Source organism: Terriglobales bacterium, assembly GCA_035624475.1.
GTDB lineage: Bacteria > Acidobacteriota > Terriglobia > Terriglobales > Acidobacteriaceae > DASPRL01.
The window spans coordinates 1-22,221 of record DASPRL010000248.1 but is presented as its reverse complement, the minus strand read 5'-3'; the positions used below and the strand labels follow the sequence as shown (position 1 = coordinate 22,221).

Annotated in this window: 16 protein-coding genes; 3 read left to right on the top strand and 13 right to left on the bottom strand. The window is 67.3% G+C overall.

Annotated elements, in window-relative coordinates:
• Positions 1-1,512: energy transducer TonB (locus VEG08_10130; GenBank protein HXZ28341.1), on the top strand; the 1,512-nt coding region annotated here is incomplete at its 5' end.
• A gap of 649 nt (positions 1,513-2,161) precedes the next feature.
• On the opposite strand, the gene VEG08_10125 is transcribed toward VEG08_10130, so the two are convergent.
• The 11 genes from VEG08_10125 to VEG08_10075 form a co-directional block, all read right to left on the bottom strand.
• The gene (locus VEG08_10125; GenBank protein HXZ28340.1) at positions 2,162-4,426 is read right to left on the bottom strand and encodes a hypothetical protein; all 2,265 of its coding nucleotides are present in this window, start codon (positions 4,424-4,426) and stop codon (positions 2,162-2,164) included.
• Between the two features lie 148 nt (positions 4,427-4,574).
• The gene (locus VEG08_10120) at positions 4,575-6,284 is read right to left on the bottom strand and encodes a M28 family peptidase (GenBank protein HXZ28339.1); all 1,710 of its coding nucleotides are present in this window, start codon (positions 6,282-6,284) and stop codon (positions 4,575-4,577) included.
• A gap of 106 nt (positions 6,285-6,390) precedes the next feature.
• Positions 6,391-6,888 carry a TlpA disulfide reductase family protein gene (locus VEG08_10115; GenBank protein ID HXZ28338.1) on the bottom strand — a complete coding sequence of 166 codons (498 nt, stop codon included), beginning with the start codon at positions 6,886-6,888 and terminating at the stop codon, positions 6,391-6,393.
• Between the two features lies 1 nt (position 6,889).
• On the bottom strand, positions 6,890-7,864 hold the full coding sequence (locus VEG08_10110) for an A/G-specific adenine glycosylase (protein ID HXZ28337.1): 975 nt from the start codon (positions 7,862-7,864) through the stop codon (positions 6,890-6,892).
• 145 nt (positions 7,865-8,009) lie between these two features.
• Entirely contained in the window at positions 8,010-10,622 is a 2,613-nt protein-coding gene (locus VEG08_10105) for a PilX N-terminal domain-containing pilus assembly protein (protein ID HXZ28336.1), read from the bottom strand.
• Between the two features lie 36 nt (positions 10,623-10,658).
• Complete coding sequence (locus VEG08_10100; protein HXZ28335.1) at positions 10,659-11,714, bottom strand: prepilin-type N-terminal cleavage/methylation domain-containing protein; 1,056 nt, start codon at positions 11,712-11,714, stop codon at positions 10,659-10,661.
• A 10-nt stretch (positions 11,715-11,724) separates the two neighbouring features.
• Complete coding sequence (locus VEG08_10095; protein ID HXZ28334.1) at positions 11,725-12,294, bottom strand: prepilin-type N-terminal cleavage/methylation domain-containing protein; 570 nt, start codon at positions 12,292-12,294, stop codon at positions 11,725-11,727.
• The gene (locus tag VEG08_10090) at positions 12,285-12,884 is read right to left on the bottom strand and encodes a type II secretion system protein (GenBank protein HXZ28333.1); all 600 of its coding nucleotides are present in this window, start codon (positions 12,882-12,884) and stop codon (positions 12,285-12,287) included. Before VEG08_10090 ends, VEG08_10095 begins: the two co-directional genes overlap by 10 nt.
• Positions 12,885-13,145: 261 nt before the next feature.
• On the bottom strand, positions 13,146-13,634 hold the full coding sequence (locus tag VEG08_10085) for a nuclear transport factor 2 family protein (GenBank protein HXZ28332.1): 489 nt from the start codon (positions 13,632-13,634) through the stop codon (positions 13,146-13,148).
• Positions 13,635-13,712: 78 nt separating this feature from the next.
• Entirely contained in the window at positions 13,713-15,431 is a 1,719-nt protein-coding gene (locus VEG08_10080; protein ID HXZ28331.1) for a radical SAM protein, read from the bottom strand.
• A gap of 175 nt (positions 15,432-15,606) precedes the next feature.
• Positions 15,607-16,131 (bottom strand): hypothetical protein, encoded by a 525-nt coding sequence (locus tag VEG08_10075; GenBank protein HXZ28330.1) that lies wholly within the window; start codon positions 16,129-16,131, stop codon positions 15,607-15,609.
• 160 nt (positions 16,132-16,291) lie between these two features.
• Between VEG08_10075 and VEG08_10070 the strand changes: the two genes are divergently transcribed.
• Complete coding sequence (locus tag VEG08_10070; GenBank protein HXZ28329.1) at positions 16,292-16,783, top strand: hypothetical protein; 492 nt, start codon at positions 16,292-16,294, stop codon at positions 16,781-16,783.
• Positions 16,784-16,786: 3 nt separating this feature from the next.
• On the opposite strand, the gene VEG08_10065 is transcribed toward VEG08_10070, so the two are convergent.
• A complete protein-coding gene (locus VEG08_10065; protein ID HXZ28328.1) occupies positions 16,787-20,572 on the bottom strand; it encodes a tetratricopeptide repeat protein in 3,786 nt (1,261 codons plus the stop codon).
• Positions 20,573-20,808: 236 nt separating this feature from the next.
• On the opposite strand from VEG08_10065, the gene VEG08_10060 reads away from it, so the two are divergent.
• Positions 20,809-21,411, top strand: coding sequence for a LysM domain-containing protein (locus tag VEG08_10060; GenBank protein ID HXZ28327.1), 603 nt, complete (start codon positions 20,809-20,811; stop codon positions 21,409-21,411).
• Between the two features lie 77 nt (positions 21,412-21,488).
• On the opposite strand, the gene VEG08_10055 is transcribed toward VEG08_10060, so the two are convergent.
• The coding region (locus VEG08_10055; protein ID HXZ28326.1) for a radical SAM protein at positions 21,489-22,221 on the bottom strand (733 nt) is incomplete at its 5' end.

Sequence of the window (22,221 nt, the reverse complement as noted above, 5' to 3'; positions counted from 1 at the left end):
GCCTCCGGCCTCTATCACCTAGCCTTCGCCCTGGTGCTCTATGCCCTGCCCTCGTGGTGGCTGCTGGGGCTGCGCGCGCCTCAGGGGCAGGCGCTGCGTCCGCTGCTCTCCTACTACGACGTCTCCGAGTATCTGCCGCCGGTGAACAGCGGCAGCGCGCCCGCCAAGGTAGCGACCAAAGGCCGCCCCGGCTACGCCAAGCAGGTCATCATCTCCGCTCCCGACCACCCCGACAACTTCTCGCAGACCATCATCGATCCCAGCTCCCCGGTCAAGCTGGCGCACAACGTGCCCATGCCCAACCTGGTGATCTGGACGCCGGTGCCGGCGGCGGCGCCGGTGGCGGCCTCGCCGGGCCACGCTCGCCTCACCCTGCCGATGATGCCGGTGACGGTGGTGGCCCCGCCCCCGGAGGCGGGCAAGCGCGACACCGCCCAGCTCAACCTGCCCAAGCTGCCGCAGGCGGCGGTGGTGGAGCCGCCTCCGCCCGATTCCTCCGAGCGCAAGATCGCCGAGCTCAACATCGGCCACATGGAGGTACAGGTGGCCGCTCCCAAGCTCCCGGTGGAGGAGCAGCGCGCAGGCGCCGCCGACGGTGCTGGGACGCCCCAGGCCGCGCCGCCTGCCGGCCAGGCCTCGGGCAGCGGCATGCAGGCGGCGGGACAGTTGCTCGCCCTCGGGCTCAATCCCATCGATCCCAACGGCAAGCTCTACGCCCCCGGCGGCAACCGCAGCGGCGAATTCGCCGCCGGTCCCAACGGCACTCCGGGCGCGCCCGGGACCCTGGACCGCGCCGGCGGCGGCAACGGCAACGGCGGCACCGGCACGGGCACGCAGGGTGGGCTGGGCAGCGGCTCCGGAGGCGCCATTCCCGGCGGCGTGTACGTGGGACCGGGGGCCTACAATCCCGGCCCGGCCGCGGTGGTGGCCAAGGTCCCTTCCGCCGCGCCGCCCGCAGGCGCCGGCCATCCCGGTAGCTCGGCGACGCGCAACGCATTGCTGGCCGCGGCGGCTCCGCCTCGCCTGGCCGACGTGCCCCGCAACACCAGCGTCCCTGCTCCTTCCACCAGCCCCAGCCCCAGCCGCAGCGGCAGCGACAAGATCGAGGACGAGGTCTTCGGCGGCAAGAAGTACTACCAGATGATCCTGAACGCGCCCAACCTGACCTCCGCCGGGGGAAGCTGGGTGATGCGCTTCGCCGAGTTGGCCGACGATCCCAAGGCCGGCGAGTTGACCGCTCCCGTCGCCCTCGACAAGGTGGATCCCGCCTATCCCAACCAGCTCATCAAAGACGGGGTGGAGGGCACGGTGACGCTCTACGCCGTGATCCGCGCCGACGGCTCGGTGGCCGACGTCAAGGTGCTGCGCGGCGTGGACGACCGCCTGGACCAGAATGCGCGCCTGGCGCTGCTGCGCTGGCGCTTTCGCCCCGCCACCAAGAACGGCCAGGCCGTGGACCTGGAGGCCGTGGTCCAGATCCCCTTCGTGATCGGGAAGAAGATCTCCTACTGAGGCCGTTGGCCTAAGAACAAACATCCCGATCCCGCAGAGCGGGAGAGGGAGCCCTATCGCTACCCGATCGTCAGCGAAGGGCAGCCGTCGGTCGTTGGCGCCGCCCTCTTAGGGGCACTTCTCCACGGAATCTTCGCCCGGACCGCTTTCGATTCTCAGTACGACACATAACTGGTCCTTCGTGCCGCCATGCTTCACATGGACAAGCGCGGACACTACATCCCACCCATCTCGCCGAAACTCCACTTCGTAGAACCCCTCCGGCAGTCTCTTCACCGCGAAACGTCCTTGCTCGTCTGTGACTGCGTCAGCGTCGTTGGTCTGCCTCTTTCGTTTCTCTTGCATCGACAAAGAGTGATCGAGCCAGACCTGTGCGTTATCGAAGACGTACACCTGCACGCCGGGATTGATCGCGCCGTATCCGGTCACCCGTCCACGGATTCGACGAACGCTCTGAGGGTATTCAACGGTCCTGTATTCAACGACCGCTGCGCAGACCCCCACGCAGAATAGAACCGTCGCTACCAAGCGGCCCTTTCGGAAGAAAGTCACACTGGATTTATACACCGCAGAGCGTCCGTGGCCATAGGGCTCCCTCGCTGCGCTCGGGATGTCTTTGATAGACCGGCCGACAACCGAAGGACGACGACTAGACCGTGGTGCTGCGCGCGGGCGAAGGGGCGCCCACGCCGTGCTCCACGTACTCGTAGATGGCGGGGTTGGTGCACACCTCATAATAGAGGCGGTCGGTCCACTGCTTGAGTTTGAAGTCGCGAGCCTCGACGTGGGGGATGCGCCCCTGCCGCACCACCACCCGGTGGAAGCTGCCCTGGGCCACCGGCACCAGCCCGCTGTACAGCCGTACCACCTCCTGGTCCCAGATGGTGGGCAGAGTGAGGTCGTGGGCCTGCAGGGAGATCTCCTGGGAGAGCTTCTGGAAGGCGGCCTCGTTGATGTGAATGCCGCCGATGTTGTAGCGCAGCAGGAACTCCTCGGGGGTGCCGCCGGTATCTTCGTCGTCCACCGTCTGGAAGTTGTAGACGTTGAACAGGGTCTCGGCGCCGTTGAGGTAGCGGCGGGAGCCGCGGCTGCACGAGGAGAGGCGGTCGCTCTCGTTGAGCGCCCCCGAGATCATGATGCGGCTGGAGCCGTCCATGAGGTACATGGGCGGCGAATCCTGGTAGGAGATACCGATGCCCAATTCCAGGGTGGGCAGCCCGGCCTGCTGCGACTTCTGGTTGTAGGCGCGGACGATCTCGGTGATCTCCTTGGCCAGCACGCAGGCGCGGCCCACCCCGAAGCCGGATTCTCCTTCGCGCTCGAACAGAGCCAGGATCACAGCGTCGCCCTCGATGAAGACCTTGTCGGCCCCGTACTTGGGGAGCAGCTTGTTCACCGGCTCGTAGAAGTTGAGGCTGAAATAGGAGGCGGGATTGAGGCCGCGCTCGGAGAGGGTGCGGGTCAGGATGCTGGACTCGCGGATGTCGGCCTTGATCACCACGTGGTGCACCACCCTGTCCTCCACCGGCTTCTGCTCTTCCGGCAGCAGGAACTCGTAGAGGGTGTTGTTGATGGCGGAGAGCTGGCGCAGCTTCTCGGTGGTGATGACGTTGACGCCCTCCATGGCGGCGTCCAGGGCCTCCAGGCGGCGCAGGTCGCGGTGGTAGCGGATGAAGTCGCGCAGAAAGCGCCCCGCCACCTTGCCGCGCTCCGTTCCCTTGCAGGCATCCAGGCGCTTGACCGCCTTGTGCAGGTTGTCGGGGGAGATCTTGCCGTGCTCCTGCAGCAGGGTCTCCACCCGCTTGCGCTCGGTGCTGGAGATGAGGGCGTTCTTGAGCTGCTGGGGATTGATGGGAGGGGAATACTGGGGCAGGAGGGGCACGGCCTCGTAGGAGGCGATGATGTGCTCCATCACGTTCTCGCGCTCCAGCAGGTCCACCCAGGCGGCCAGCAGCGCCTTCTGCGCCTTGCCCTTGGAGGTGCTCTCGTCGGGGGTTCCGCCTCCCAGCAGCTCCTCGGCGTTGTTCGGGGCGCTGAAGAGAGCGTCCAGACGGCGCTCCTCGTCGGCCCCGTCGAGCTCCAGGGACTTGAAGAAGGAGGCGGCGATCTCCAGCAGCGTCTGGAAGCGGTCGGGATCGCGCTCGTAGTTGCCCAGCATGACGTAGTGCTCGGCGTTAAGGAAGTCGTCGCGGCCGTCCTCCGTGAGCAGCAGGCGGTTCAGGAACAGCTCGTAGCTGGCCTCGGCGGCGCCGTCGCCGAACAACGAGCGGCGCAGGCGTGCCAGGGTCTCCTTCTCCACGTCGCGCAGGGTCTGGAACAGTTCCTGCCCGACGCGCCGCAACAGCGCCTTCTTGGAGACCTGGAACTTAGCGAAGCGCTCGCGCAGCTCCACCGCTTTGGCGGGATTGGGAGTGCGCGGCCCCTCATAGCTCTTCAGCTTGGCCCGGCAGCGCTCCACCACCAGGTTGAACTGCGCCAGCATCTCCGTCTTCAGGAACTTGATGAAGGCGAGCCGGGCCAGCAGGTCCACGGAGAGGTTAGCCTCCGCCTTGGCGCGATTGAGGGCCACGGTGTGCAGCGCCGTCAGCATGGGTCGGAAGTCGGCGGCGTCGGGGCCCTTGTAGGGCTTCATGGAGCCGCTGCCCTCCGCGCGCTGCATCACCGAGGGCGGGCGCTGCGCCTGGGGATCCTCCCGCGCCAGTTCCTCCACCGCGCCGTACTTGGCGATCAGGCGGAAGATGTTGAGGCGGGCGGTCTCGGCGAAGCGCAGGCTCAAGAAGACGTCGTGGCGCACGTTGTCCACCCCGGTGAGCAGCCCTTCCAGGACGATGGCCGGGGTGTAGGACTCCATCTGCAAGTCGCGGGCGAGTTCCGGAAGGTTCTCGCCGCGTTGCAAGAATGAAAAACGCGCCATAGGAACTTAGTCTTCGACCGGCCGGCGCCCGGGGGGCCGGCCCTCTCCTCGCTCCCGCACCCGGAGGGCACAGGATCAGATGGGGGTCTGTGGAGGCGACTTTACCACGCGAAAAGGGGCTTTCCCAAGCCCTTCCGGGGGTGTTCGCTCAGGGACGCCCGCTTGCCTGGCTGGCCTTGCGGGCGGCCTCGAACTCGTCGCCCGCTTGCCATTGGATGAGTCCGGGCAGGCTGGCCGCCTTCCAGCCCAGGGCAAAGCCGAATCGGGCGAGGGCGGCGTCGGCGGTGAAGTCCATCTCCGGGCGATATTCGTCGCTGGGCTGGTGATAGTGCTTGGCGGTGAACTGCCTGTGCTGCTGTTTGCCCCACTCCCGCGGATGTCCCTGGAACTTGTCGCCCTCGCCCACGGAGAAGCCGGGCACGCCCACCCGCGCCAGGCTGAAATGGTCGGAGCGGTAGTAGTAGCCGGCGCTGGGGTTGGAGTCGGGCACGATCTCCAGACGGAAGGTGCCGGCGGTGTGTTCCACCACGGGATAGAAGGTGGTGCGCTCCGCGCCCACCACCTCGACCTCCTCCGGCTCGCCCAGGGGCTGCACGTCGTCGAAGTTGAGGTCGAGCGTGAGGTGGGCGGCGGCCAGCGGCGGATGCTGGCCCAGATACTGGGAACCCAGCAGCCCCTGCTCCTCCGCGGTCACGGAAGCGAAGAGGATGGAGCGCGGGGGCCGCTCCGCAGCGGAAGCGTAGGCGCGGGCCAGTTCCAGCAGGATGGCGCAGCCGGTGGCGTTGTCGTCGGCCCCGTTGTAGATGCGGTCGCCGTCGACCGCGGGCCCGATGCCCAGGTGATCGTAGTGCGCGGTGTAGATCACCGCCTGGTCCTTGCGCGCTGGGTCGGAGCCCGGCAGCCTGCCCACCACGTTGCTGGATTCGAAGGTGCGGATCTTGCTGACCAGGTGCGCCTCGAGGCGGGCGGGCAGCGGGATGGGCTGGAAGTCGCGCGAGTTGGCCTGCTGCAGGAGCTGGTCGAGGTCCAGCCCGGAGGCGGCCAGCAGTCGCCGCGCCACCGCCAACTGCACCCAGCCGGCGGCGCGCAGGTGGGGCTCGTCGCCGCCCCGCAGGTAGGACTTTTCCCCGCTCCAGGAGTTGCGCACCACCTCCCAGCCGTAGCTGGCCATCTCGGTCTTGTGGATGAGGATCACGCCCAGGGCGCCGCGGCGCGCCGCCTCCTCGTACTTGTAGGTCCAGCGGCCGTAGTAGGTCAGGGCCTTGCCCTTGAAGAAAGCGGGATCATCGGAGGGCGGCTCGCTCACCAGCATGAGCAGCACCTTGCCCTTGAGGTCGGCGTCCTTGAAGTCGTTCCACTTGTACTCGGGGGCGCTGATGCCGTAGCCGACGAAGACGATGGGGGCATCGATGTCGCCCACCGGCTCCTGCTTCTCGTCGGTAGTCACGTAGTCGTCGCCCAGCTTCAGGGGCATGGGCGGGCCTTGATCGGGGACGAGCGTGAAGGTGCTCTCGGGCTGGGTGGTGATGCCGATGAGCGGCACCTTCTGGAACCAGGTGCCGTGGTCGCCGGCGGGCTGCAGGCCGTCGAGCTCGAACTGGGTGGCGATGTAGAGGGCGGCGAGGTCGCCGCCGCGGGCCCCAGTGCCCCGCCCTTCCAGCAGATCGTCGGCCAGAAACTTGACGTGAGCGCGCATGCGCTCCGCCGAGATGCTCTCCATGGCCGCCAGCGCGGCCCGCGGCAAGCGCGCGGCAACCTCTCCGGCCTTCGGGGCGGAGCGCGGCGCCCCTTTCTGAGCGGGGGCGGGCAGGCATACGGCGAACAGCAGGAGCAGGGCAAGATACGGGATTCTGCGCATGACGGACTCTCCAAGGAAGAGCGCTGGTGCAGACCCAATATTCTACTCGCCGCCAGAGGATGCGGCCAGTGGCCGACCCGCAGACCGCGGGTCAGTTCTTGGAGCTTCAACCCGCCTTGAAGTCGGGGACGTCCTCGCGCGGGCGGAAGAGCGCGGCCGGGGGCTTGCCCGCCGCCTGCGCCAGTCGCGCCGCGATGCTCTCGACGTCCTGCCGGCTCCAGCCCACACTCGAGATCTCGACCCCGCCCTCGGACGTGATCAGGAAAACGGTGGGCACGTTGGTCAGCCCATAGGCATTGGAGACGGGATAGCTGCGGGTGTCGTCGAGCAGCACCGGGAAGCTGATGCCGTACTCGCGCAGGAAGGCGGCGGTGTCCTTATTGTCGTCCTGGGAGATGCCCAGCACGGTGGCCTTCGTCCCCGCACAGGCCCTGTGGATCCTCTCCAGGAACGGCAGGGTGAACTGGCAGACGGGACAACTGACCTTGAAGAACGCGGCCAGCACCGGGCCGCGCTGCAGCGCCTCCGCGAGCGAGAACTTCTTGCCCTCCATGCCGGGAAGGGTGAATCCCGGGGCAGCGGCTCCAGTCTCCAGAGCAGGCATTTCAATTCCTCCGATCGGACCTCATTGGATTCGCCAGCAGGCCGACGCGTTGCAGGATCTTGCGGGCCAGCCCGGTGAGGGGAAGATGGGCCAGGCGGGAGCGCGGCACCCAGCGCGTCCCATGGCCGGCGCCGCCCGCCCCGCCCCGTACCTCCACCTGGTAGTCGGTGGTGGTGATGGAGTGGCGCAGGCGCAGGAGGACGCCGGCGCCGTGGGCCGCGGCGCGGGTGGGGCGCGCTGCCGGCAGCTCCCACATCCCCGGCATGAGCGAGGCGCGAGCGGGCCGGCGCCGCAACCGCACGGCGCCGTCGCGCAGGGCCAGCCGGTAGGCAAGGCGGGCCTGGTGGCGCGCCGGCTGAGGCGCACGCGCCAGCGCCCCGCGGCTCCGGCACCAGCGCGCCAGCGGGCAACGCCCGCACTCTGGCTCTCCCGGCAGGCAGACGGTGGCGCCCAGTTCCATCATGGCCTGGTTGAAGTCTCCGGAACGCTCGCGGTCGAGAAGCTGTGCGGCCAGCCCCCAGGCCTCCTTGGGGGAAAGATGGCCGCCGCGGAGGCGGCTGAGGACGCGTTGCACGTTGCCGTCCAACACCGCCTCCGGCTCGCCGAAGGCGATGCTGGCGATGGCGGCGGCGGTGTAGCGGCCGACCCCGGGCAGCGTCCGCCATCCCTCCGCAGTGCGCGGAAACTCCCCGCCCCGCTCCCGCACCAGCACGCGGGCGGCGGCATGCAAGGCGCGGGCGCGGCGGTAGTAGCCCAGACCGCTCCAGGCGGTCAGCACCGAGGACGCTCGGGCGCGGGCCAGCGTGCCTACATCCGGAAAGCGCTCGAGGAAGCGGCGATAGTGTCCGAGCACCGCGTTCACCCGCGTCTGCTGCAGCATGATCTCGGAGAGCCAGATGCGGTAGGGGTCGCGGGTGGCCCGCCAGGGCAGGAGGCGGCGATGCCGGCCGTACCACGCCAGCAGCGCGGCGCGCATCCCGGCCTGCGACCGGCGATTTCCCAGCGACCGTCGAGCCATGGTGTCGCCGGGCATTGTAGGAAGCCCGGACCGCCGGCGCAATCGCCTCGCTGCAAAAAAGAAGGGCCGCTCCGAAGAGCGGCCCTGACCTGCTGCCGGCGAGCTAGCGCGGCGTGAAGTCCTGGGTGAACCCGATGTTCACCACGTCCAGGAACTTCGGCGTCCCGGGCGGCATCTTCGACGGATCCAGGAAGTCGGTGTCGAAAGAGTACTGGCGGGGGGTGGGCGGGCTGTACACCGTGGTACAGCACTTGAAGAACCCGTTCCCGTACTGCGAGTAGTAGAAGCTCACCATGGACCCCGAGTAGTAGTTGATCGACCCGTTCCAAGTCTCCAGGTACCTGAGGAAATTGTGCACGCCGCCGTCCGTGCCCCAGTCCTGGCTGGAGGCATAGGGGTTGGGGGGATAGAAGGTGAAGTTGATGGACTTGCCGCTGGCGATGGCCACCCGGTACCAGGTGGTCGAGGCGCAGCGCTTCCCGGCGCAGGAAATGGTGGTGGGGTACTGCAAGCTCTGGTAAGTGGTCCAGGCGTTGCTCAGCAAGGTGACCGCGTCGGCAATCACCGCGGAGGAAGCGTGCGGGTTGCCGAAGCCAGCCAGGTTGGCGTTGTAGTCGCCCAGCACGTACACCGGCTGCTCGCCGACCACGGTGAAGCCGCCGATGCCGCCCGGCGCCATGGGTACGTTGCCCAGGCTGCCGTCCTCCACGATGAGCACATGGCGCGCCCCGGTGACGCGGTTCTTGCGCGCCAGGGTGGTGCAATTGGTGATGCGTTGCCAAGGGTTGCCATTCACGATCAAAGGCGGGTTCTGGACCGTGGTGGGAGCCGCCGGCGGGTTGGCGAAGGCGTTGGCCAGGTTGGTGGCGCCGGCCTTATCCAGCGTGGGCAGGCCGTCCACGTTCTCCGACAGCTCCATTTGGTTGTTGGGGCCGAGGATGCTCGGATCGGGCACGGCGGAGTCGATGTTGTCCTCGAAGTTCCACGAGCCCACCAGGTTGCCCTGGCTGTTGGGCAGCATGCCGCGCCGGTCGGAGTAGTAGAGGATGTAGCCGTTCTGGGAGGCGGACTCGACCAGCGCGCCGCTGGCGCCGATGGCCCCGCTGAGCCAGCGCCGCAGGTTGTTCACGTCCAGCTCCACCGCATTCATGACCCCGGCCAGGGCGCAGCTGCTGGCGGTGCCCGCCGCCACGTCGCGCACCTCGCCCTCGCGCGTGTCGTAGAAGTTGATGGGATACCACGCGTACTGGGTGTTGGCCCCGCTGACGGTGGCGCCGAATTCATTGGCGTCGGTGGTGTTCCCGTTCAGGTTGCGGTCCGCCTGCATCTGGAAGATGAGGATGGCGTTGGGGTGCACGGTGTTGGCGCGGCCCTGCTCCGAGTTGGGATAGTTGAGGCCGCGGGCGAAGCCCAGGCTCAGCCACTCCTGGGTGACCGGGATATAGTTGCCGGCCGCGTTGCGGTATTCCACCCGCAGCCAGCCGCCGATCAGCGGCCAGGGCGCATTGGGAGCCAGGGCCGGCACCTGCACCGGCTGGGTCCAGTCCGGGTCCTGGGCCTTGGCCGAGGGCGCTGACGCCTTCAGGATGCCGTCCGCAAAGAAGTAGTTGGTCCCGCCCACGTTGACCCCGGCCGCATAGGGACCGACGTTGTCGAGGAAGACGTTCTGGGGGTCGCCGGCGCCGCCGGGCAGGTTGGCAGGGTTGTCATCCAGCAGCACCCGGATCTGCGCCAGGTTGTACTCGCGCGACTGGCCCACCGCCGAGGTGGGCAGCTCGCCCGCCTGCGGCCGCCGGATGATCTCGATGGGCTGCACCCCGCCCTGCACGAAGGGCAGTTGCAGGTTCTTGGCGCCGGTGCGCCCGTTGATGATCATGCCGTTGTAGGTGGTCTGCGAGATGGTCGTCCAGTTGGGGTTGATCGCGCTGCCCACGGTCCCCACCAGGCTGCCTTCGGTGCTGGCCAACTGCCGGCACGCCGGCTGCGCGCCGTCACAACCATTGGGCGCCGTGGGGATCTTGATGTAACCGGTGTAGTTGGTGGCGGTGGGCCAGCCGTTGGCCAGGTTGGTGCGGATGACGTCCCCGACCGCCGAGATCTTGGCGTGGAAGGTGGTGCCCGATCCCGCCGCCAGGAAGAAGTTGCCGTTGGTGTGCACGCGCCCGGTGAAATCGAGGAGGGGGCCGGCGTAGGTGCTGAGGTCGCCATCGGAGAAGATGCCGAACTGGAAGACCGGGATCAACGCCACTTCCACGCTGCGCGTCATGCGCACCTGCGCTCCGCTGGGCCGGGCGGCGGTCACCGCCAGCGTCATGGGCACGATCTGGGCGGCCAGTCCGGCATCCGGGCCGGTGGTGATGGTGCGGTTGGTGGAGACCGGCGCCCCGTTCCCCTGGATGCCGTTGGGGAAATTGAAGGCATACTCGGTGTAGATGGTGCTGGGCAGGGCGGGCTGGAAGGCGCCCAGCCCCTGGATGGTGGCGGCCGAGGGAGCGGCCTGCGCCTGGTAGAGCTGCCCCAGGTCCGACATCATCTTCTCCATCCCGGCCTCGGCGCCGTAGTAGGCCAGGTTGTTCTCCAGGTCGTTCTGCCCGATGCGCTGCTCCGAGGTGGTCGCGTAGATCAGGGCGATGGCCAGCGCCGACACCAGGATCAGGATCAACAGCGCCGCCAGCAACGCAAAACCGCTCTCCGTGCTCTCCCGTCTGCCCCTCATGGTCGTCCTCTCCTTATTTGCCTTGCGAAACGTGCCTCACTGATAGCGGTCGCGGAAGCTCAGGTTCCGCGGCACCACCGAGGTCCCCAGGGTCAGCCGCTGGAAATCGCCCAGCTGCTTGATGCGCGCCGAGGTGCGCGCCGTCACCGCGATGTTGACCTGGCGGATCTGGTTGGGCTTGTTGTTGGCGTCGGGGAGGTTGGCCGTGGCCACGCCCGTGTTGTCGTCGAAGATGTCGAAGGTGAGCTGCAGGTTCTCGATATTGTCGGCGATGGGCACCGCTTGCTGCGCGTTCACCTGCCGCATCAGCCGCGGCGTGCCGGCGGCCGTGACCTGGATGAAGTAGGTGATCACATTCAGCCGGTAGGCGCTGGTCTGGGGATAGGTCCCCGCCGCCGCCGGCGGGGAGGGATTGGCCAGCGACTTGACGTTTCCGGCCGCCGCCCCCGACTGGTTCACGTTCAGGGGATCCAGGTTGCCGAAGGTGATGACGTTGCCGGCGATGCCGGTGATCTCCCCCACCGCCGTCCCGTTCGCGTTCTGCACGTAGAGCACATCGCCCACCTGCAGCCCCACCACCGGATCGTTGATGGGGGGGTTGTACCCGGCGGCGAAGGTGATCTGCGTGCCCGCCGCGTTGATGGCGGTCAGCGGGAAGGTGTTCAGGGGGAGCGTGTTGTCCAGGTAGACCACGGTCACGGCGCGGGTCTGCACCCCCAACTGCATGGGGCCGCCGTTGGGGTTGGGCACGATCCCGGTCATGAGGGCGTTGGGATACTGGTTAATGGCGAGATAACAGCCCGCGGCTGCGTTGCAGGCGAACTTGGGCGCGGTGGAGCCGGCGCCGGTAGGCAGTTGAATGCCTCCCTGGGGGAAACCCGTGGCCGCCAGGCTCAGGTCGCGGCTGAGAAAGCTGATGGCGGTGCGCGCGTTCTGCTGCATCTCGGCGCGCTGCGTCACCATGGCGGTGGCATCCATGGCCTTGGTCAGCATCATCATGGCCGCCGCCAGCACCAGCGTGGCCAGCGCCATGGCCACGATCAACTCCACCAGGCTGTAGCCGCGCTGCCGTTTCTGCGATCGCTTTGCCATGGCTCTTCTCCTATCGGTAGCTGGAGATGTATGACGCGACCTGGTAGGTGCGGAAGCCGCGCTGGGGGGTCGCGTAGGAAATGGTCACGGTGATCTGCCGCAGGGACGGGTCCACCGCCCCCGAAGGCAGGAACACCTGCGTGATGTCGATCTGGCGGGTGAAACCGGAGAGCGGCACGATGACGTCGTCCCCCGTCCCCAGCAGCCCGTCCGGCCCCGGCAGGATGAGCTGGTCCGGCGGACCCACGTCGTCGGCCGTGCCGATGATGCCGTCGGGCCCGGGCTGCAGCAAGGGCTGCGGACCGTTCAGGAATACTCCCCCGTTGGCGACGTTCTGGATCTGGGCATAGGTCAACTGCGCCGTGTCGCGGGCGGCGAAGACGCTTTCCAGGGCTTGCGCCGCCTTCTGCCGCGCAATCAGGTCTTCCTGCGCCACCTGCATGTTGCCCACCGCCACCGTGAACAGTCCCAGCAGGCTGACGATGCCCACCGCCAGCACCACGATGGCGATCATCACTTCCAGCAGGCTGAAGCCGGCCTGCCGCCCTCCCCGCTTTCCCGGCCTGCGCCTCAGTTCCATTGCACACCTCCGGCAGCCGTGCGCGTGAGTTGCCAGCCCCGGATCCGGCCGGTCGCCCCGTAGATGGAGACCGCGCGGCAGCTCATCAGGTCGCCGGGGCGGCAGATGTAGATCACGCCGCTGTCGACGCGTCCCAGGTTGTCGCGCGCCGAACCGTCGGGATAGAAGAAGATCTGGTTGACGTTGCCGCCGGCGTTGCCCTGGTCCAGGTCGAGAGAGGTCGCGCCCGTCCCGAAGTTGTCGGGGGTGGTGGCGGTGGTATTGGGCATGCCCGGCACCACCGTGAACTGGATGTCGTAGGGCAGGGGCACGGTGCTGATCACCTGGTCCACGCCCCCGGTGCGCTGCGTCAGCACGATGTTCTGCGCCGGATTATTGAAGGTGAGATAAAAGATGGTCCGCTTGGCCACCGCGCTCTCTCGGGCCATGCGCATCTGCGTGAGCAGCGTCTGGTAGCCGGTGTTGACCCGCATGGAGCGCAGCGCCACCGGCAGGTTGAACAGCGCCACCGCCGCCAGCACGATGACGATCGCGATGACGATCAGTAACTCCAACAAGCTGAACCCGGCTTGCCTCTGGACCTTCTTCATCGCACGCCTCTTGGACTTCTCCTCTTGCTTCTTGACGCCCACGTTGAGGGGGCACCCCAATTTGCAACCACCGCCCCGAGAAGAGCCGCCGCGAATGTTAGCACTCAGAGCACACCGGCTTCCACCTCGGAATGTGCTTTCTATCTTATTGAGTACAAATATGATTACCCCTAGCTGGCCGGACATGCGGAGGAGCAGGGACCTAGTCAAATGTAACAGAATGTTACATTTTTGGAATCATGATTCCCAGTCGCTCGAGGGTCATCTGGATCCGCTGGAGGCGGGTGCGGCGGCCTGCATGGTGGCCGAGTGCGCGATCGCCGCCCAGCCCTTCTTTTGCTTCTGCCAGATGGTCATGATGCGGTAGGGCCCGGAAGGCAGGGGCTGGCCGTTGGAGGTGCCCTTGAGGGTGACGGTGTAGGTCACGATGGCGAGGTCGCCGCTGGGCGCCACCTGAACCTCGCCCATGGCGTACTCCTCCAGGGAAAGCTGCTTCCAGTGCTCCAGGGCGGCGGCGCGGTCGCGCGTGCCGCTGGCGGTGACGGAGACGAAGGTCGCGGCCAGGTGCTGCTCTACCGAGTCCCAGTTCTTGGCCTGGATGTCCTTCCACAGCAAGCGCTCGAACTGCTCGGCGCCGGTGGCGCTGCTCCACTCGGTGACGGGTTTTTCCTTCCACATGGTGCAGCCGGCGAGCAGAAGGGCGGCGGCCAGACCCAGGCCGCAGGCGGAGGCGATGCGGGAGCGCGACATGGGCGGCATTGTACCCGTCCCCGCCGTGATTGCAAACGTCCGCCCGCCTGGGGCGGCCCTGTCAGCGGGAACCGGGCGTCAGTCCTTGCCCGCGCCGCAGCCCCCGCAGCCGTCTGCCCCGCAAGCGCCGGGTGGCGTCTGCCCCGCCCGCCCCAGCGGTACGGAGTACTGCTGCTCGATCTGTTCGCGGAAAAGGGGGCCGGAGTTGTAGGCGCAGAAGGGATAGATGTGGCCGTCGGGGGCAGCGTAGTGGATCACGCAGCGGCGCACCCGCTCCACGTCGTAGTTGTAGGAGTCCATGAAGTGCATGGCGCTGACCAGGATGGCGCGGTAGGTGAACTTGCCGTCCATGCCGTCGCGCCCCAGCTTCTTGTCGGTGAAGCCCTGCAGCGTCTGCACGAACTTCTGGAAGGTGAGGCCGCGGGGCGCGAACTGCGGCCGGAAGTGCTTCTGCAGCTTGGACCAGATCTTGAGCTTGCTCCACAGCTTGACCCGGGCGTTAGGGATCTGCTGTGCCAACTCGTAGATGTCCTGCAGCATGGCGCCCACGTCCACGAAGCGGGTGATGGGCACGGCCTCGCGCGTGGCTTCATCCACGAACAGGTAAGTGCCCAGAGAGCAGTGAGGATGGCAGGAGAGGTGCACGGTGAGTTCGCCGCGCAGCGCCGAGATCAGCATGGAGAAGGGCTGCACGCAGGAGAGCGGGAACCAGTCGTGGTAGGCGTCGGTGTAGCCGCTCTGCTCGGCGATGGCGTGGGCGACGTCGGCCTGGGTGAAGCGCTTGGCCGCCAGCTCGTTGCGGTTCAGCCGCCCGGTGAAGGTCACGGGCTGGAAGGTCAGGCCGGTGATGACGTCGGCGTTCTTCACCGCCAGGCGCACGATGTCGCCGATCTGCTGGTCGTTCAGGCCGCGCACGATGGTGGGCACCAGCACGATCTTCATGCCCACAGCGCGCGCGTTCTCGATGACCCGCATCTTGGTGGCGGCCAGGCGCTGGCCCCGGGTGCGCAGGTAGATGTCGTCGGTGAGGCCGTCGAACTGCAGATAGAGGGTGGTGAGGCCGGCCTGCTTGGCCTGGCGGGCGAATCCGGGGTCGGCCAGCAGGATGCCGTTGGTCGCCGCCTGCACGTGGCTGAAGCCCAGGTCGCGGGCCAGCGAGCAGGCCGCGAAGAACTGGGGATACAGCGTGGGCTCGCCGCCGGAGAACTGCACGATGCGCCCCGCCACCGGCTTCTCCTCGCGCAGGGCCTGCAACATGGCGCGCACCTGCTCGAAGCTGGGCTCGTAGAGCGTCCCCGAGGTGTTGGCGTTAGCGAAGCAGATGGGGCAGGTGAGGTTGCAGCGGTTGGTGAGGTCGAGGTTGGCCAGGCCGGTGTGCGAGGTGTGCAGGGAGCAGAGGCCGCAGTCGGCGGGGCAACTCTTCGCTTCCATGACCGCGGGGTTCATGAGCCCGCGCCCGTCGCCGAACTGCCACTGTTCGCACTTGAGATACAGTTTCACGTCGGAGTAGTAGAGGTCGCGGAAGTAGCCGTGCTCGGGGCAGGTCTTCTCCATCCACACCTTGCCGTCTTCCTCGAAGAGGCGTGCCTCCAGGGTGACGGCGCCCTTGCACTCCGGGCACAGCGACCGCGTGAGCTTGGGCAGGCCGGTCTGCAGCGGCGGGATGGGCGCGCCGGTGAAGGTGGTGGCGGGCTGGAGCGGCTTGAAGTCGGGGCGCGCCGCCGTGGCCATGGGCGGCGCGGCCGGCTGGGCTTGGGGTTGCGCTTTCCGGACCGGCAGCAGGGTGTCGGTGCTCAATGGTCTGCTCCTTTGGATCCTTGTGGATTTGCCCTGCGGCGCGCGCCGCCGCACGGATAGACGGCCACCCGCCCCCGGAGATGCCGGGGTCCAGAAGATTCAAGCTTGACCCCAGAGCGCACGGATGGGAAGTGATTTGCATCACGCTATCGCGTGACAACGCCGGAAGCAGGTGTCATTCCTCTTCCAGCCGCGCCAGCAGCTTGCGGCTGCGCGCCTTCATCGCGGGAGTGCCGTTGCGGACGGACTGGCGCAGCAGCTCGAGCACGCTGCCGCGGAGAGAAGGCTCCTGTTGGGCGAGATCGGAGAGCCCTTGCAGCGCGAAGGTCTTCACGATCGAGCTGCGGTCGTCCAGATAGAGCTGCAGAAGCGAGGCCGCGTGCCGGCACTCCGCCGGGCTCAGGGGCAGGCGCGGCACCATCGCGGCCAGGTGCCAGCGCACCTCCGCTTGCTCCGCCTCCGCCAGCAGGCCCAGCAGCTCTCTCTTGTAGCGCCGGAGCAACCCGGGAGCGGCGCGCGTCACCTTCTCGATCGCGTCGGCGGCCCGCATGCGGACGACCAGGTCCTCGGACCACAGGCCCGCCATCAGCGCGGAGAGGAGGCGCGGCTGGCGCGCCACCATGGCCGCGACCTCCTCGCAGCGCCCGAGGCTGCGCCGGTCGCCGCCTCCCAGGAGCCGGAGGATGTCCTTCGCGCGCATGGGGGGAGCATAGCAGAGCGAACAAAGACATCCGGGACCTTGGGCTGCGCCAGGTGGAACTTTTTTCCCGGCACACCGTATCAGTGGGAGGAAGCAGGAGGTCAAAGTGAACTCACGATCACCGCGGCAGGCGGCTCGAGGCTTGCTACTGGGATTGCTCTTGGCGGCCTCCTTCCCTCTGGCTGCCCAGCAGGACAAGGGCTCGCACAGCGCCGGCATCATCGCCAGCGACCAGGTCAGCGCGCAGGACCTGGGGCTGCCACTCTACCCGGGCGCGCACCGCTACAAGGACTCCGGGGACGACAGCTCCGCCGTTCAACTGGGCCTGTGGGGGGGCGACTCCGGCTTCAAGCTGATGGTGCTGAAACTGGAGGCGGGCGACTCGGCTGACAAGGTAGCGGCCTTCTATCGCAAGGCTCTGGCCAAATACGGCAAAGTGCTTGACTGCAGTGATCCGAAGGCCCCGCGTACCGCCGAAGGCAAGGCGTCGAAGCAACTGACTTGCGATGCCGACGAGCCCAGGCCGGGCGAGATGGTCTTCAAGTCCGGCACGCGGGAAAAGCAGCACGTGGTGGGCATCCAGACCAGCGGCGGACATGCCCGCTTCCAGTTGGTCTATCTCGAGCAGCGGGGCGTGGACGACAACCAGTAAGTCCTACCGTCCCACCAGCACGAAGGCGCCCCAGTAGTAGGGCAGGTCGCGCCCATAGCGCTGTTTCACCTTCTCCCGCATCTCCAGTTGCGCCTGGCGCAGGGCCTCGTGCTTCTCCATGCCACCCAGCCACTTGCCGTAGAAGAGCGACATCAGTTCCTGGGTCTCCTGGTCCGGCACCGGCCACAGCGACATCAGGACCGCCTGCGCGCCCGCCTCCTCGAGCGCCCGGCGCAACCCGAAGACGCCCTCGCCGTTCTTCACGTCCCCCTGTCCGGTGTTGCAGGCGCTGAGGACCACCAGCTCCGTCCCCTGGAGATTCAGGCTGGTGGCCTCGTAGGCGGTGAGCACGCCATCGTCGAGGCCCTCCGGCGGCGGCTGCTGTGCCAGGGCGCGGTCGGCGCCGGCGAAATAGAGCCCGGAGCGCAGCATGGGGTCTTCCAGCCCGGAGGGCGGCGCGTTGCCCAAGCCCAGGCGCTCGGTCTTGAGCTGTTGGTCAGGAAGGAAGAAGCCGTGGGTGGCGAGGTGGAGGACACGCGGACTGCGCGCCCGCTTGACCGCTTCCTCCAGCGCGCGGTCGGCGGTGTAGCTCGCCACCTGCCACTGGCGCTGCTGCAGAAGACCGGTGACGGCCTGAATCTCGGCGCCGGTGCCGGGCAGCGGTGGCAGCGTGACGCCCGTACCCTGGTCGCGGGAAAGCCCGGGGGAACCCGCCATCGCCATCTCCACCGGAGCGGTCGCTCCCGGCGTCCCCAGTTTTTGCAGCGCGGCGCGCTGCGGGGTCTCGCCCAGATCGAAGGCGGGGTTGCCGATGAGCACGGCGGTGCGGGCGGCGGGCGCGGCAGCCGCGCGCAGCAGGTCCTTGGTGCTGGAGAGCAGGCGCAGGTCGTACTTCTCCAGCAGCAGCTTGCCGTCGGGAGCGGGGATCAGCCCCAGCGGCATCTGGTTGAGTACGCCGTCGGGCGAGAGATAGACACGCTTGCTGCCGGCCAACAGCGGCTCCAGCGGCTTCCAGAACAGCTCGTAGGCCCGGACGCCGGGAGCGATGACGGCCTCGCCGGCGGCTTCCATGCCGCGCGCCTGCACCCCCTGCTGGAACTGGATCAGGGGCGCGCCCTCCAGGTCCTTGCCTTCGCCCAGCACGATGTATGCCGGCTGGTCCTTGGTCTCGGGCGTGACCACCAGCGCCACGTAGTAGGTGGTGTCGGTCCACTTCTTGCCGTCATAAAAGCGGAAGCGGGCGAACTCGACCGCGGCCTCGCCCGGCTTCAAGGCATCGCGCACCTGCAGCCAGGTCACGCGCTCCAGCTTCTTCTGCTGGGCGAAGGCTGCGGAGCGAGCCACCAAGGCGCGCTCCAGCTCGTTGGCCTCGCTCTCCAGTTGGTCGACCTGATTGCGCCAGGCCTCGCGGTTCTTGGGTTGCGCGTTGAGCAGGGCGGCGATCTGCGTGCGCTTGGCGGCCAACTGGTCGAGCAGCTTGAGGGCTTCGGGATCGCCCGAGGCCTCGACCTGCCGCCGCATGGAGGCGACGCTGCCCGCGATGAAGCCCTTCTCCCAGAGCAACAGGTCGTACATGCTGCCCGCCAGCTCCGGTTGTCTCTCCCGGAACCGATGCACGAAGCTGAAGTACTGTGGGAATCGGTACTCAACCGTGGCAAGGAACCCCAGCCGCTCCTTCTCGCTCATGTAGGTGAAGTAGTACTGAAGATTCCGAAAGAGAATGTCAAAGGACCGGACAAAAAGGGGCTGGGCTTCGCCGTACTTGTCTTGTGCCCCGTAGAGCAGCGCCAGGTTGGCAAGGGACGAGGCTACCTGTTCGTGCTCCGGTCCGAGGACGTTTTCGTCGATGCGCAGGCTGCGCCGGAAGAGGAGCTCGGCCTGGGCGTACTTGCCCTGCAGTGTGTAGAGCGCAGCCAGGTTGTTCAGGGAATTGCCCACATCGCGGTGCTCCGCACCGAAGACCTTCTCGCGGATGGCGAGAGCACGCTGCATGAGGGGCTCCGCCTCGGCATACTTGCCTTCCGCCACGCGCACGGTAGCCAGGTTGTTCAGCGCGTTGGCTACGGCGGCATGCTCCCGGCCGAAAACCTTCTCCCGAATGCCAAGAGCGCGCTCGATAAGAGGCCCGGCTTGGCCGTACTTGCCTTGCTCGTAGTACACAGCCGCCAGGTTGTCCAGCGCGGTGGCCACATCCCGATGCTCCGCCCCTTCCGTCCTTTCCCAGATGTGCAAGGCGCGCAGGAGGAGCGGCTCGGCCTCGGCGTACCTGCCCTGCTCACGGCACAGCTCTCCCAGGTTGTTCAGCGCCTTGGCCACGTCGGGACGCTCCGGTCCCGGCGAGTTCTCCCAGATGCGCAGGGCACGCCGGTAGAGCGGCTCCGCCTCGGCATACCTGCCCTCTGCCTGGTACAGCACCGCCAAGCCGTCCAGTGAAGCCGCCACGGCATGATGATCCGTCCCCAGGACCTTCTCCCGGATGCGCAGCGCACGTTGATAAGCGGGCTCAGCGTCAGCGTACCTGCCTTCCTCGTAGTACAGCATCCCAAGGTCCTGGAGTGACTCGGCAACATCGGCGTGGTCCGCTCCGAAGGCGTCCTCCCGGATGCGCAGGGCGCGCTGGAAGAGGGGCTCGGCCTCGCCGTACTTGCCCCACTCCTCGTACACCGTCGCCAGACCGCTCAGCACCTCAGCCAGTTGCGGGTCTCCTGGCTTGAGCACCTTCTCCTGGACCTGGAGGGCCCGCTGCAAGAGGTGCTCGGCCTCGGCGTACCTGGCCTGACGCCTGTACAGCTCCCCCAGGTTGATCAGAGCGGCAGCCACTTCGGGGTCCTCGGGACCCAGGGCCTTCTCGCGGATCTGCAGCGAGCGCTGGAAGAGGGGTTCGGCCTCGGAGTACTTGCCTTGTTCTCCGTACAGCAGCGCCAGGTTGTTGAGCAATTTGGCGAGCGCAACGTCGCCGGGGCTCAAGATCGCCTCCCCCAGGCGCACCGCCTCCTGGGCCACGGGAACGCCTTCCGCGTACCTGCCCTGCGCGCGGAGCTGCTCCGCCGCGAGGCTCAGCTGCTGCAACCGCTCCAGCTGGGAAGACTCCGCCGACTCGGTCTCTCCCCGCAGCCGGTGGGCGCGCTGCTCCAGCTCTTGGGCTTCCGCCAGTTTGCCTTCCGCCTTGTAGGTTGCGGCCAGATTCTCCAGAGGCCGGGCCAGGTCAGGATGCTCGGGCCCGCGCGCCTTCTCCCAGATGCGCAAGGCCTGCTGCAGCAGGCGCTCCGCGTCGGCATACCGGCCCAGGTGAAAGTAGGCCGCCGCCAGACGGGTGAGAGCGTCGGCGGTCCCGGTGTGATCCATGGCGTTGTGCGCTTCCCGGATGCGCAGCGCGCGCTGCAGCGCGGCCTCCGCCTCGGCATACTTCTCCTCGCGGGTGTAAACAATCCCCAGGTTCAGCAGAGGCTCGGCCGTGCGCAGGTCCTCGGGGCCGTACCGCTGTTCGTCGAGGCGCAGGACCCGCAAAAACAGAGGCTCGGCAGCGGAATAGCGCTGCGTCTTGGTGTAAAGCACCCCCAGATTGATGAGTCCGGTGATGACCACCTCCGAATCCGGGGCAAAGCCGGCCTCCGCCACCCGCAGGGCCTCCTCCGCCACGGGCACGGCCTGCTCGTACTGGCCCTGCCGGAAGAGTTGCTGCACCTGCTGGTTGAGCTGGTTCCAGCGCTCTTGCTGGGCGGGCAGCCCCGGGGGAGAAAACAGGAGGAGAAGCAAGAGAAGGGCGGAGCAGGCGCGCGGCGAGTGCATCGCAGGCCCTCCCGGGGAGAATGAGAGCCGAGAAGAAACAAGGCCATTATACGCCCTCCCTTCGGGGGGCTACCCCCGGGCGCGGGGGGAGCTCCGCAGCCCTTGTCACGCGCCCGCGTGAGATACGTCACCGACAAGGCGGGTGAAAGTCGCACACTGGAGATGACCTCTCGGAAGGCAATGGCGTCCGCCCGGCGGTGGCAAGTGACCGGGGTGCGGACCCGAGGAGCAAAGCCATGTACAGGAGATTCCTTGGTGCGGCGTGCTTGCTGGTCCTGGGCCTGAGCGGGGCTGTGCTCTGGGCCCAGTCCGATCAAGGACAGAAACCGAAGCAAGAAGAGTTTGTGGAGGTGAAGCTGGAGAGCGAAGGCATCCGCGTGGTGCATCTGACCCGGTATTTCTTTGCGCCCTACCAGGTGCAGTCCGGCGAGACCCTGCAGAGCATCTCCAAGAAGTTCTATGGCACCGAGGACCAGGCGGAGATGCTGGCCAAGGTCGCCGGACTCTCCCCGCAAGACGCTCTCAACCCCGGAACGACCGTTTACATCGTGGTGAATGAATTCCTGCTGAAGTGGAGCGGCACGGACGCCGAGAACCAGATGAAGGCCGTGCGGGCCTTCCTGCAAGGCACGAGCGACCGGAAGTTCCGCTACCAATGGTCCGACGCCGACATGTCCATTGACTTCACCAAGAACGTGCTCACCAGCTTCGACGTCGCGGAGTTTCGCCTGCTTCCCGCCTCGGCCGACCGCCCGGTGCTGGTCCTCAAGTTCCCCAAGAAGCCGGCGCTGCGGGTTTTCCTGGGAGAGGCCGAACTCAGCTCGGCCACGACCGAGTAGCGGCCGGAACGACAGATCCGCAAGACAAAACGGCCGCCGGGGGATCGGCGGCCGCTCAGTCTAAGACGGGTTGCGCGCTAGTCGCCGGCGACCGGCTCCTCCACCGGCTTGGGCGGCGCGGGAGCCGCCGTGGCCGGAGCGATGAGGTTGTTCACCGGCACGAAGGCAGCGGCCTGATCGGGCTCTTCCTTGAGCACCACCTGGCGGTAGAGCTTGGCCATGCGGGCGTGGTACGCGGGATCGGCCTGCTGGCGGGCGTCGCGGGCGCGGATCTTCTCGTCGCGCGCGGTCTTGGCGATGCCCAGCTTGTCCAGGTCGTCCTGCTCCTTCTCCGTGATCAGCTCGCGGTTGAGCCGCAGGAACCTCTCCTCCGGGGTCTGGATGTTGACGCGCTTGCCCCCGGCGAAGATCTCGTGCCGCCCATGCTCGTCGTACCACTTGGTGAGGCTGGCGGTCATGTGCATCTTCTCGATGATGTTGCGCCAGCCGATGCCGGTGTTGTAGGCGCAGAAGCTGATCTCGCCCTCCTGCGTGGCGTAGGGGATGATGCACTGCTCGGTGCGGCGGAAGTCGTAGTTCCACAGGTCCTGGAACCACATGCCGGCGATGAACAGGATGTTCCAGCGGTCCTGGCGACGGCGCTCGATGTCGGCAAGGGTGCGCTGCCCGGTCACGTTGCCGTAGCCGCCCTTCTGCGCCTTCTTCGAGACTCCGAAACCCTTATCGAACTTCTTCAGCAGCGAGAAAATGGTGAAGTGGGTGGTGGTCTGGAACGGATCGTAGTTGCGCGCCACCGCCAGGGCCATGCCC